At 75.1% G+C, this 12,238-nt stretch carries 10 protein-coding genes; 6 read left to right on the forward strand and 4 right to left on the reverse strand.

Translation table 11 applies throughout. The features are described from left to right. Positions 1 to 62: 62 nt before the first annotated feature. Entirely contained in the window at positions 63 to 1,679 is a 1,617-nt protein-coding gene (gene lnt / locus ACH4C6_RS11765) for an apolipoprotein N-acyltransferase (protein WP_398108395.1), read from the reverse strand. 433 nt (positions 1,680 to 2,112) lie between these two features. Here lnt and ACH4C6_RS11770 point away from each other — a divergent pair, with 433 nt between their 5' ends. Continuing rightward, the gene (locus ACH4C6_RS11770) at positions 2,113 to 3,183 is read left to right on the forward strand and encodes an O-antigen ligase family protein (protein ID WP_398108396.1); all 1,071 of its coding nucleotides are present in this window, start codon (positions 2,113 to 2,115) and stop codon (positions 3,181 to 3,183) included. 38 nt (positions 3,184 to 3,221) lie between these two features. Here ACH4C6_RS11770 and ACH4C6_RS11775 read toward each other — a convergent pair whose 3' ends face one another. Both ACH4C6_RS11775 and ACH4C6_RS11780 read right to left on the reverse strand, forming a co-directional pair. Then, positions 3,222 to 3,776 (reverse strand): hypothetical protein, encoded by a 555-nt coding sequence (locus ACH4C6_RS11775; RefSeq protein WP_398108397.1) that lies wholly within the window; start codon positions 3,774 to 3,776, stop codon positions 3,222 to 3,224. A gap of 99 nt (positions 3,777 to 3,875) precedes the next feature. Further along, positions 3,876 to 4,661, reverse strand: a complete 786-nt coding sequence (locus ACH4C6_RS11780) for a glutamate racemase (protein WP_398108398.1) — start codon at positions 4,659 to 4,661, stop codon at positions 3,876 to 3,878. A gap of 39 nt (positions 4,662 to 4,700) precedes the next feature. On the opposite strand from ACH4C6_RS11780, the gene ACH4C6_RS11785 reads away from it, so the two are divergent. Next, on the forward strand, positions 4,701 to 5,894 hold the full coding sequence (locus ACH4C6_RS11785) for a glycosyltransferase (RefSeq protein ID WP_398108399.1): 1,194 nt from the start codon (positions 4,701 to 4,703) through the stop codon (positions 5,892 to 5,894). A 16-nt stretch (positions 5,895 to 5,910) separates the two neighbouring features. Here the strand turns inward: ACH4C6_RS11785 and ACH4C6_RS11790 are convergent, their stop codons facing one another. Beyond that, entirely contained in the window at positions 5,911 to 7,176 is a 1,266-nt protein-coding gene (locus ACH4C6_RS11790; protein WP_398108712.1) for a TerD family protein, read from the reverse strand. Between the two features lie 296 nt (positions 7,177 to 7,472). Here ACH4C6_RS11790 and ACH4C6_RS11795 point away from each other — a divergent pair, with 296 nt between their 5' ends. The 4 genes from ACH4C6_RS11795 to ACH4C6_RS11810 all read left to right on the forward strand — a co-directional run bounded on the left by ACH4C6_RS11795 (position 7,473) and on the right by ACH4C6_RS11810 (position 12,235). Further along, positions 7,473 to 7,901: a DUF6643 family protein gene (locus tag ACH4C6_RS11795; protein ID WP_398108400.1), complete on the forward strand. Its 429-nt coding sequence runs from the start codon at positions 7,473 to 7,475 to the stop codon at positions 7,899 to 7,901. 44 nt (positions 7,902 to 7,945) lie between these two features. Beyond that, the gene (locus ACH4C6_RS11800; RefSeq protein ID WP_398108401.1) at positions 7,946 to 8,773 is read left to right on the forward strand and encodes an MOSC domain-containing protein; all 828 of its coding nucleotides are present in this window, start codon (positions 7,946 to 7,948) and stop codon (positions 8,771 to 8,773) included. 188 nt (positions 8,774 to 8,961) lie between these two features. Next, complete coding sequence (locus ACH4C6_RS11805; RefSeq protein WP_398108402.1) at positions 8,962 to 9,567, forward strand: hypothetical protein; 606 nt, start codon at positions 8,962 to 8,964, stop codon at positions 9,565 to 9,567. 226 nt (positions 9,568 to 9,793) lie between these two features. Next, a complete protein-coding gene (locus ACH4C6_RS11810; protein ID WP_398108403.1) occupies positions 9,794 to 12,235 on the forward strand; it encodes a right-handed parallel beta-helix repeat-containing protein in 2,442 nt (813 codons plus the stop codon). Positions 12,236 to 12,238 lie beyond the last annotated feature (3 nt).

Raw genomic sequence — 12,238 nt, forward strand, 5'->3', positions numbered from 1 at the left:
GACCCTAAGCGGCCGGTCCCGCCGTCCCGGCCGGTTCGGGGCGGTGTGCGCCGGGCGTACGGCTACACGTCACCGGCGCGACGCCCGCGCAGGGCGGTGGCGGCGGCCCAGCTGAGTCCGCCGGCCGCGACCAGCACCAGCGCGATCTCCGGCAGGACCCCGAGCCGGGTGGCCGGGGTCTGCGAGGACCGCAGCGGCACCTTCTGCACCAGCGAGTCGGCCACGAACATCCCGGTTCTCCGGGTGATCGTCCCGTCGGGCATGATGAAGGCGCTGACGCCGCTGGTCACCGGCACCGCCACGGTCCGGCTGTGCTCCACCGCCCGGACGCGGGACATGGCGAGCTGCTGGTAGGTCATCTCGCTGCGGTCGAAGGTGGCGTTGTTGGACGGCACGGAGATCATCTGGGCACCGTCCGTGACCTCGGACCGCACCGCCCAGTCGAAGGCGGCCTCGTAGCAGGTGACCAGGCCGACCTTGGCGCCGTGCATGGTGAACACGCCCGGTTCGGTGCCGCGGGTGAAGTCCTGGCGGACCATCTCCGTCCAGCTCTTGTTGATCGCGCCGATGAGCGGACGCAGCGGCAGGTACTCGCCGAAGGGCTGGATCTGGCGCTTGTCGTAGGTGTCGACGGGCCCCTCGGCCGGGTCCCAGAGGATCTGTTCGTTGTACAGCCGGCCGTCCCGCTCGACGACACCGCCGACCGAGATCGGCACGCCGACGGCCTTGGCCGCCCCGTCGATGACCGCCCGGGCGTCGGGGTTGGCGAAGGGGTCGATGTCGGAGGAGTTCTCCGGCCACAGCACGAAGTCGGGCCGGGCCACCTTGCCGGCCCGGACCTCGGCGGCCAGGCGTCGCGTCTCGCGGGCGTGGTAGTCGAGCACGGCGCGCCGCTGGGCGTTGAACTCCAGGCCGGCCCGGGGCACGTTGCCCTGGATGACCGCCACGGTCACGTGGCCGTCCTCGGCCCGGTCGCTGACCAGGGGCCGCGCCGCCACGGCGCCCACGACGGGGAGAGCGAGGGCGATCAGGCCCACGGCCGCAGCGGCGCGCCGCACCTCACCGGTCCTGCGCCGGGCGACGGCCGTCCGGACGGTCTCGTACAGGCCGAAGCCGCACAGGGCGACCGCGAAGCCGAGCACCGGGGTGCCGCCCACCGCGGCGAGCGGCAGGAACACGCCGTCCGCCTGCCCGAACGCGACCTTTCCCCAGGGGAAGCCTTCGAAGGGCACCCGCGCGCGTGCCGCCTCGCCGGCGATCCACACGGCGGCGGCCCACACGGGCGCGCCCGGCAGCTTCGACACGGCCGCCACCCCGGCACCGACCGCGCCGACGAACAGCGCCTCGATGGCCACCAGGGCGAGCCACGGCCCGGGCCCGACCTCCACCCCGGTCCACACCAGCAGCGGCAGCAGGAATCCCAGTCCGAAGAGGTAACCGAGACCGAGTCCGGCCTTCCACCCCCGGCCGCGCAGCACCCAGCCGAGGACGGCGAAGGCCGGCAGGGCCAGCCACCACAGGGTGCGGGGCGGGAAGCTGACGTAGAGGAGCAGTCCGGCGAGGGCGGCTGCGGCGGCCGGGACGAGACGCGCGAGCCGGTGGCCCCACGTCCGGACGCCGGGCGCGACACGCGGCTCCAGCCGGTCCGACTCGCCGACGGATGTTGCGGTGACGGTCACCTCCGGAGTGTACGGCGAGTGATGTCGCAGCCGACAGCACGGTCCACGGCGCCCGGCGGAGCACACCGTCGCGCAGTCCCCACGGCACCTCTGGAGGGCACGGTCCCGCACATCCCACGGCACCTCCAGTCCCGCAGGGCTCGCGGCGCGTCCAGGCGCACCCCGCCCTGGGGACGGCCCGACGGACCCCTCCCCCCGTCCCCGACGACAACCCGCACCCACACAGTGCTGCCGCCCCGCCCCGCCCGGGCGCTCGCGCCCGCCCCCGCACCCCCCGCCTTGTTCATTTCGTCACGGCGCATCCCCAAATCCTTCACCAGCCGTTACGGTGTGCCGAAGCCTCCGCCGTGCGGCCCGCAGCGGTCGTCCGGACGAGGTCGTCACAGGTCAGGGGCTAGGGCGCCGGGGGGCGTGCGGGGTGGGTTCCAGCGGGATGGCGTCCGCGTCCGGTGCGGACGCGGACGGTGGGAGACGCAGCGCGGCGGACGCCGCGGGTGTGGTGGTTCTCGGGGCCTGCGCCGGCTGGTCCCTGATCACGGCGGCCGCACACGACGGCCGGCCCGAGGGCGTGCTCCTCGCGGTGCTGGCGGTCGCGGCCGGATACGCGGCGGGCCGGATCGGCGGGGCCGTGGTGCCGGTCGGCGCGCCCGTGGCCGCGGCCCTGGCAGGCATCGCGCTGACCTTGGCCGTGCCGCACCTCGCCCCCGGCCCGCAGATCGGCGCGCCCCTGGGGCACGCCGGGGCCACCGCCGCCGTGCTGACGCTCTCGGCCGGTGCCGCGTGCTGCGCCGCCTGGGGAACCTCCCATCCGGCCGTGCGGTTCGCCCTGCGGCTGCTCGCGGCCGGAGCGGCCCTGCTGGCGGCGCTCCTCGGCTCCACCGTCGGGTGCGTGGCCTGCGTGGCCGTGCTGCTCTGCTCGGTGGCCGCCGGCCGCACCCCGCACCGCGGCGCCGCCCTGGCCGTGCTGGCCTCGGTCGCCGTCCTGGTGACGGGGCTGACCTGGTCGGTCGCCGCACGGGCCGTGCCGAGCGGCTCGGGCGGTGCCGTCGAGGAGCGGCTCACCCCGCACCGCGTGGAGCTGTGGCAGGACGCGTGGCGCCTGCTGGCCGAGGAGCCGGCCCTGGGCGCCGGGCCCGGTCGCTTCGGGGAGCTGAGCGCGACGTCGGCCCACTCGCTGGTGTCCGACGGCAGGCCGCACTCCGCGGCGCTGCAGCAGGCCGCCGAGCAGGGCGTCGTCGGCGTGGTCCTGCTGGCGGCGGCGTTCGGCTGGGTCCTCTACGCGCTGTGGCGGGGTCCGCGTCCCACGCCGGTGGCGCTCACGGCGGGCGCGGCGCTGACGGCCCTCGCGACGATCGCGGCGCTGGGCAACGCGCTCAGTTTCACCGCCGTCTCGGTGGGTGCGGGCCTGCTGGCGGGCATGGCCACGGCGCGCCCCCTGCCGGCCGGTCCGGCGAGCCGTACGGCTGAGCCGCGCTCACAGGACGCGGGGCGCGCGGCCGCCTGACGGCGAGGAGGGATCCCGCCCCGCCTCCACCGCACATCTCAGTGCGCGGCCGCTCCCGGCTTGCCGGGCCGCAGCCGTTCCTCGATGACCCGCACGGCCGCCTCCGCGTCGTCGACGGTGACCGTGAACGTGTGGCCGTCCCACAGCTCCAGCACCACGCCCTCGCCGCGTCGCACGACCACCGCCGTCCCCTTCTCCGGCCGCCACCGGTAGCCCCAGCCGCCCCAGTGCCGGGGGGTGACGTGCGAGGTGTACGTGGCGCCGACGACCTGGGAGAGGGGGATGCGCCGGCGCGGCAGTCCCATGTGGCCGCAGCGGACCTCGAGGTGGTCCTCGTCGACCCGGAGCGCGACGTGCACGAAGGCGAGCGTCCCGAAGAGGACCAGCAGACCGGCGGCGATGCACCCGACGACGGCCATCACGAGCGGGGCGATCCCGGACTTCCACGCCGAGTCCACGGCCAGCGCGATGCCCAGGGCGAGGCAGGCGGCACCCGCGAGCGCCAGCAGCCACTGGGCCCGGTTGGTCGCACGACCGGTCCAGACGTCGGGGTACCGATGGGTGGCGTTCTCGCCGTGGGGGTGGTCCCTCATGCCATCGAGGTTACTCACGTTCCGCTGTGTCGGTACCTCGTGGCGGACGGTGACTGCGCCGGCCGGGCGTCACCGCCCGCGTCATGCGCCGCCGCCCGCTCAGCGCGCGGGCGTGACCGCCTGGAGCAGCCGGCCCTCGGCGTACGCCAGCGCGGGCTCGGGCAGCGCGCCCTCGCGGCCGCTGAGCAGCACGGTGAGGGTGCCGTCGGGTGCGGCGTCCGGGGCGGGCTGTTCCCCGAGCCGGCGCAGGGCCTGGGCGGCCACGGCACCGGCGGAGCCGTGCAGCACGAGGGGCGGGCGGCCGGGGCGCTGGACGGCGGCCCGGATGCGCTCGGCGACCAGTTCGTAGTGGGTGCAGCCGAGGACGACGGTGGTCACCTCCTCGGGCGTGAGGGCGGCGGCCGCGCGGACGGCGGCGTCGATCGCCGCCTCGTCCGCGTGCTCCACGGCCTCGGCCAGGCCCCAGCAGGGCACCTCGGTGACGGGCACCCCACCGGCGAAGTCCCGGATCAGGTCGCGCTGGTAGGGGCTGCCGGTGGTGGCCGGGGTGGCCCAGATGGCGAGGTGGCCGCCACCGGCCGCGGCCGGCTTGATGGCGGGCACGGTGCCGATGACCGGGAGCTGCGGTTCGAGGCGGGCGCGCAGGGCGGTCAGGGCGTGCACCGTCGCGGTGTTGCAGCCGACGATGAGGGCGTCGGGGCGGCGTGCGGCGGCCGCTTCGGCGACGGCCAGGGCGCGGCCGGTCAGGTCCTCCGGCGTCCTCGGGCCCCACGGCATGCCGTCGGGGTCCAGGGAGAGCACGAGATCGGCGTCGGGGCGCAGCCGCCGTACCGCGGCGGTGGCCGCCAGCAGACCGATTCCGGAGTCCATGAGCGCGATCTTCACCCGATCACGATAGACGATGAGCCGCTCCGGGCCGGTGCCGTGGTGCAGACTGCGCGCGTGAGCGCCGTTGTGTGGACTGCCGCTGGATCACTGCTCGCCTGGCTGTGGCTGCTGCTCGGCCAGGGCTTCTTCTGGCGCACGGACGTGCGCCTGCCGCGGCGGCGGGACCCGGACGTGTGGCCGCCGGTGTGCGTCGTGGTCCCGGCCCGTGACGAGGCCGCGGTGCTGCCGGCCGCGCTGCCGTCGCTGCTGGGGCAGGACTATCCGGGGCGGGCGGAGGTCTTCCTCGTCGACGACGGCAGTACGGACGGCACCGGGGAGCTGGCGCGCGGGCTGGCGCGGCGGCACGGCGGGCTGCCGCTGACCGTCGCCTCCCCCGGGGAGCCGCCCGCGGGCTGGACCGGCAAGCTGTGGGCGGTCCGCCACGGGATGGCCCTGGCACGCGCGCGTGATCCCGAGTACCTGCTGCTCACGGACGCCGACATCGCGCACGCGCCGGACAGTCTGCGCGCGCTGGTGTCGGCGGCCGGGTCCGGCGGGTTCGACGTCGTGTCGCAGATGGCGCGCCTGCGGGTGGAGAGCGCCTGGGAGCGGCTCGTGGTGCCGGCGTTCGTCTACTTCTTCGCGCAGCTCTACCCGTTCCGGTGGATCGGCCGGCGGGGCACCCGGACGGCGGCCGCGGCCGGCGGCTGCGTGCTGCTGCGGGCGGACGCCGCCGCGCGGGCGCGGATCCCGGACGCCATCCGGCACGCGGTGATCGACGACGTGGCGCTCGCGCGGGCGGTGAAGGGCACGGGCGGCCGGGTCTGGCTGGGGCTGGCCGAGCGCGTGGACAGCGTGCGGCCCTACCCGCGGCTGCACGACCTGTGGCGGATGGTGTCGCGCAGCGCCTATGCCCAGTTGCGGCACAACCCCGTGGTGCTGGCGGGGACGGTCGCCGGACTGGCGCTGGTGTACCTCGTGCCGCCGGCCGCCCTGGCCGTCGGTGTCGCGGCGGGCAGTACGGCCGCGGCGGTCGCGGGCGGCCTCACCTGGCTGATCATGGCGGGGACGTACGTGCCGATGCTCCGCCATTACGGGCAGCCGTGGTGGCTCGCCCCGCTGCTGCCGTTCACCGCGTTCCTCTACCTCCTCATGACGGTCGACTCCGCGGTGCAGCACTACCGGGGGCGCGGTGCGGCCTGGAAGGGCCGCACCTACGCGCGCCCGGAGGCCCTGCCGGACGAGGGCTGACGGCCGTTCCGGGGCGTCACTTCCTGCCGGGGGTCCAGTTCATGCCCCATCCGTAGGCGTAGTCGACGGTCCGCTGCGGGCTCACGCCCCGCTCGGGCACCAGATAGCGCGCCTCCCGCTGGACGACCAGGTCCCCGCCCGTGTTGGTGATCAGCGCCAGCGCGCACACGAGGGAGGGGACCGTGCACTCGTCGAGGGAGAAGTCGATGGGCGCCCCGTGCTGGGGGCGGAGCGTGACCGTGGCGTGCAGGTCGGCGAAGGAGCGGGCGCCCTCGTAGATGGTGACGAAGACGAGGATGCGCCGGAAGAGGTGCTTGTGGTCGAGGTTGACGGTGAGGTTCTCGCCGGACGCGCTGGCGCCGGTGCGGTCGTCGCCGTCGAGGTGGATGAACGGCGGCCGGTCGAGTGCCCCGAAGGCGTTGCCGAGGGCCTGGACGACGCCCTTGCTGCCGTCGGCGAGTTCGTACAGGGCGCACAGGTCGAGGTCGAGGTCGGAGTGCATCGCGGTGGCGCGGCCGAACTTGCTGCTCCAGCCCGAGAACTGCTTGCGCACCTCCCAGTTGAGGTTCACGTGCAGGGCGCCGGAGGTGCCGCCCTGCTTGGTGAGCGAGACGGAGGGGGCGTTCTTGGTGAGCGTGACCTTGGTGAGGCGGACGGGCTCGGGCGCCGGGGGCGCGGCGGGCGGGGGCGGGGTGGCGGGCCGCGCGGTCACCGGCGGTGCGGGAGGCGAGGGCGCGGCGGCGGGGGCCGGGGCCGCCTGCTGGGGCTCGTCCACGGTGATGCCGTAGTCCGTGGCCAGTCCTTCGAGGCCGCTGCTGTAGCCCTGTCCCACGGCGCGGAACTTCCAGGCGCCCTGCCGGCGGTAGAACTCGCCCAGCACGAAGGCGGTTTCGGTACCGGCGCCCGGGTTGTCGAAGCGGGCGACGGTGGTGCCCGCGCCCGCGTCCCGGACCTCGATGTACAGGCCCGGTACCTGCCCGAACGTGCCGCCGTCCGCGGAGGCGGCGAGGACGACCGTCTCGATGGCGGGCTCCACGCGCGCGAGGTCGACCAGGAGCGTGTCCGTCACCTGTCCGCCGACGTCGCGCTTGCCCTCGTGCCGGACCGCGCCGGAGGAGTGCGCGGGCTGGTTGTAGAAGACGAAGTCCGCGTCCGAGCGGACCTTCCCGCCGACCAGCAGCAGGGCGGAGGCGTCGACGTCGGGTACTCCCGGGCCGGTGCGCCAGCCCAATTCGACCCGCAGTTCCCCGGTGGGCACCGGAGTGTTCGACCCCTTCGTCATGTTCATGTCCGCCCCCATTGCCGATCATTGCGCCGGGCCCGTCCCGGACGCCCGTCGAGTTCCGTCCGCACAACCTATTCCTGATCGCCGCGAACTCCCATGCACGCTCGCGGAAACACTGCGGGTCAACCGTCGGTAACCCGCCTGGAACTCGGCCTTTACACGATCTACCCGCCGCTCGGCGCCCCTTTTTGCCGAGTTCGCTCGCATTGGGGATCCCAGGTCACTGCGGGCCCGCAAAACAACCCTCTTATCGGTCTCCCCAACCAGCACATCGTGGGCTTAACTTATGTGCCATGACCTCCCCCCGCTCCACCTATGGCGGCGGCTACTACTCCGCCTCCTTCCCGGACACCCCGATCTACGACAGGCTCGTCGCCGAGCGGGGCACCCCGCAGATCGCCCCGATCCGGGTCCCCGCTCAGTACGACATGCCGGGCGGCAACCTCCCCGCCCTGCCCTCGGCGCTGCCCGCCCTCCCGGCAGCCCCCTCCCAGCCCGCCTACGGCTACCCGCAGGCGCAGCAGCCGGCCCCGCTGCAGCAGGCGCCCGCGGCGTACATCCCGCAGCAGGCCACCGCGCCGCGCGGTTACCCCGGCCCGTATCCGCAGCAGCCGCGCCCGGTGGCGCCCGCGGGGTACGAGGCGATGCGCCCCGCGGCTCCGCGACCCGCCCCGGCGCCCTATCAGGACCCGTACCAGAGCCAGCAGTACCGCGGGTACTGAGAGCCGCCCCGGGGGCTGTCGGCGCCTGCTGGCACGATGGCCCCATGGGGAACGCTCACCTGCACTCGATCCACGTCCACCCGGTCAAGGCGGCCCGGGGCCTCGCGCCCGCCGAGGCCGTCGTGGAGCCCTGGGGGCTGGCCGGCGACCGGCGCTGGGCCGTGCTCGACAACGGGGGAAAGGTCCTCACCCAACGCCGGCTGCCCCGCCTCGCCCTCGCCGCCGCCGAGTCGCTGCCCGGTGGCGGCGTCCGGCTGTCCGCACCCGGGATGGAGCCGCTGACGGTGCCCGTCCCCCGGGGTGCGGGCACGGTGCCGATGGAGATCTTCCGCGACAAGGTCGAGGCGGTCCCGGCCGACGGCACCGACGCGCACACCTGGTGGAGCTCCTACCTCGGCGTCGGCACGCGCCTGGTGCACATGGACGACCCGGCGACGCGCCGCCCCGTCGCGCCGGAGTACGCACGCCCCGGCGACACCGTCTCCTTCGCCGACGGCTTCCCGCTGCTGCTCACCACCACCTCCTCCCTCGACGCCCTCAACACCTTGATCGCGCACGGGGAACACGCGCAGGAGGGCCCGCTGCCGATGGACCGCTTCCGGCCGAACGTCGTCGTGTCGGGCACGCCGCCCTGGGCCGAGGACGGCTGGTCGCGACTGGCCGTCGGCGAGGTGGAGTTCCGCGTCGCCAAGCCCTGCGGGCGATGTGTGGTGACCACCACCGACCAGGGCAGCGGCGACCGCGGCCGGGAGCCGCTGCACACCCTCGGCCTGCACCGCCGCCTCGACGGCAAGCTCGTCTTCGGCCAGAACCTGGTCCCGCTGTCCCGGGGCACCCTCCGCGTCGGCGACGCCGTCCGCATCCTCGCGTAGCGGTCGCGCGCCGGTCGAGCCGGGCGCCCCGGGCGCGACGGGAACCGGCCCCGCGGCCCGGGCGTTGGCCTTGTGTGAGAAATTCATGAGAGGCCCCGGCGCGCGGTGACGAGGAAGGCCCTCCGCGCGCGGGACCGGGCGTGGACGGCCGCGCGGGGCCGTCCCGGAGCGGGAAGGGGGTGCGGGCCGTGCGAGCGATCAGCGGGCTGTGGCGCTGGCGGCGCAACCCGCTGTGCCGTCCGACCGATCTGGCCGAGGCCTGGCTCGCGTTGGCCGCCCTGCTGCTCATCCTCGTGGCCGCGCCGGTGGCCGGCGCGGTCGCCGGTGGCGCCGCCCAGGACGCCCTGCAGCGCTCCGTCCGGGCCCAGCACGAGACCCGCCACACGGTGACGGCGACCGTGGTCCGCACGCTCGACCGCTCCCTGCTGGACGCCGACCCGGAGACGTCCTCGGGCCGGGATCTGCGCACCCGCGTCCTCGCCGAGTGGACGGCACCGGACGGCACGGCGCACCGGGGCACCGTCCTGGCAAGCCTCAGGGACCCGGAGCAGGGCGAACGCTTCCGGATATGGACCGACCGGCACGGCCTGCTGGTGGCCCGCCCCCTCGACGCCGCGACGGCGTCGACGCACGCGGTCCTCGCCGGCGTGGGCGCGGCCCTGCTGACGGGCGCCGCCGTGGAGGCCGGCAGACGGGTGCTCGTGTGGCGCATGGTCCGCCGCCGGTACGCGCGTTGGGACCGGGCATGGGGCAGGGCGGGCCCGGACTGGGGCAGGACGGGCACCGGCAGCTGACGGCCTTCCGGCTCTGGTCAACCCACCGCCCGCGCGCACGCTACGGTGGTCCGGCCGAACCCGTTCGGCACGACCCGCGCGCGAGCGAGCAGGAAGGGCGCGCCGGTGCCGATACCGCGTGCGCGACCGGGCCCCCGGGCCGGGCCCGGTCGCGGCGGCACCGGCAAGATGCGTCCCGAAGGCGAACGAGCCATCAGTACGACCGAGGTGGGGGCACAGCTACACCATGGCACAGGGCACGGTCCAGGTGACGCACACCGGTACGTCGCGGTGGCGGCGCCGCACGGGTGAGTACGCATCGCTCGCCGCGGCCCTGGAGGCAGCGGCCGACGGGGACGTGCTGACCGTCGCGCCCGGCACCTACCGGGAGAACCTCGTCCTGCAGCGCGCTATCACCCTGCGCGGGCCGGAGAACTCCCCGGGCTCGGTGCGCATCGCCCCCGTGGACGGGGTGCCGCTGACCGTGCGCGCCTCCGCCGTGGTGCACGACCTGCACGTGGAGGGCCAGGACGCGACCGCCCCGGCGGTGCTGATCGAGGAGGGCACGCCGGAGCTGCGGGACGTACGGATCGTGACGCGGTCGGCGGCCGGGATCGAGGTGCGCGGCAACGCGCGGCCGACGGTGCGCCGCTGTGCCGTCGACAACCCGGCGGGCGTCGGCATCGCGGTGGTCGACGGCGCGGGCGGGGTGTTCGAGGAGTGCGAGGTCGTCGCGGCCGGCCAGGCCGGGGTGGCCGTGCGCGGCGGCGCCCACCCCCGTCTGGAGCGCTGCCGGGTGCACCACGCCTCCGGACCGGGGCTGTCGGCGACCGGGGAGAACTCCGCGGTGGAGGCGGTGGGCTGCGAGATCTACGAGGTGCGCGGCAGCGGGGTGCAGATCACCGGCCGGGCCACCGCCCACCTCACCGACTGCGACGTGCACCGCACGACGGCCGACGGGGTCACCCTCGACACCGACGCGGTGCTGACCCTCGCCGACTGCCGCATCCACGACATCCCGGAGAACGCGGTCGACCTGCGCTCGCGCTCCGTCCTCACGCTGACCCGCACGACGGTGCGGCAGTTCGGGCGCAACGGCCTGTCGGTGTGGGACCCGGGCACCCGCGTGGACGCCAACCAGTGCGAGATCTTCGACAGCACGGGCGACTACCCCGCGGTGTGGGTCAGCGACGGCGCCACGGCGGTCCTGGAGTCCTGCCGGGTGCACGACGTGCCGGACGCCCTGTTCGTGCTCGACCGCGGCTCGCGCGCCGACGTCGTGGACAGCGACCTGTCGCAGGTGCGCAACACGGCCGTGTCGGTGAGCGACGGCGCGACCGCGCAGCTCGACGACTGCCGCATCCGGGACGCGGCGACGGGCGCCTGGTTCCGCGACCACGGCAGCGGCGGCACGCTGAGCAACTGCACGCTGTCGGGCACCCAGACCGGCGTCATCGTCACCAAGGGCGCCGATCCCGCGGTGGAGCGCTGCACGGTCGACTCCCCGGCGGAGGCCGGCGTCTACGTCTCGGCCGGAGGCCGGGGCAGCTTCGTGAACTGCCGGGTGACGGGCAGCGGCGGCTACGGCTTCCACGTGATCGACGGCAGCCGTACGACGCTGCGCAAGTGCCGCACGGAGCGGTGCGCCCGGGGCGGCTACGAGTTCGCCGACAGCGGCGCCGACCCGGCCTCCGCGGCGGGACCGGTGGTGGAGGACTGCACGAGCGACGAGAGCGCGGCCCTGCGGGCGTACGCCGTGCCGGAGACGGCCGTGCAGACGGCGGAGCACTCCCCCGGTCTGCTCGGCGCGGTCCCCGGTCCGCGCACCGAACCGGTGGTCCCCGCCCCGGCGGAACACGCCCCGGCCGAGCGGCCCGCCCGCAGCTCCAAGGACGTCCTCGGTGAACTCGACGCGCTGGTGGGCCTGGAGAGCGTGAAGCGGGAGGTGCGCGCCCTCACCGACATGATCGAGGTGGGCCGGCGCCGCGTGCAGGCCGGGCTCAAGGCCGCGTCGGTCAAGCGGCACCTGGTCTTCACCGGCTCCCCCGGCACCGGCAAGACGACGGTGGCCCGGCTGTACGGCGAGATCCTCGCCTCCCTCGGGGTGCTGGACAAGGGCCACCTGGTGGAGGTGTCCCGGGTCGACCTGGTCGGCGAGCACATCGGCTCCACGGCCATCCGCACGCAGGAGGCCTTCGAGAAGGCCCGCGGCGGCGTGCTGTTCATCGACGAGGCGTACGCGCTCTCCCCCGAGGACGCGGGCCGCGACTTCGGCAAGGAGGCCATCGACACGCTGGTGAAGCTGATGGAGGACCACCGGGACGCGGTCGTGGTGATCGTCGCGGGCTACACCGCCGAGATGGAGCGCTTCCTGTCGGTCAATCCCGGTGTCGCCTCCCGCTTCTCACGGACCATCACCTTCAGCGACTACGGCCCGGAGGACCTGCTGCGGATCGTGGAACAGCAGGCGGAGGAGCACGAGTACCGGCTGGCGCCGGGCGCCGCGGAGGCGCTGCTGAAGTACTTCTCCGACCTGCCCAAGGGTCCGTCGTTCGGCAACGGCCGTACGGCACGGCAGACGTTCGAGGCGATGGTGGAGCGGCACGCGAGCCGGGTCGCCCAGGTCGCCGAGCCCACCACCGACGACCTGACGCTGCTGTTCGCCGAGGACCTGCCCGAGGTGCTGTGAACC

It is taken from the genome of Streptomyces sp. NPDC017943 (assembly GCF_044328425.1).
In the GTDB taxonomy this organism is placed as follows: Bacteria; Actinomycetota; Actinomycetes; order Streptomycetales; family Streptomycetaceae; genus Streptomyces; species Streptomyces djakartensis_A.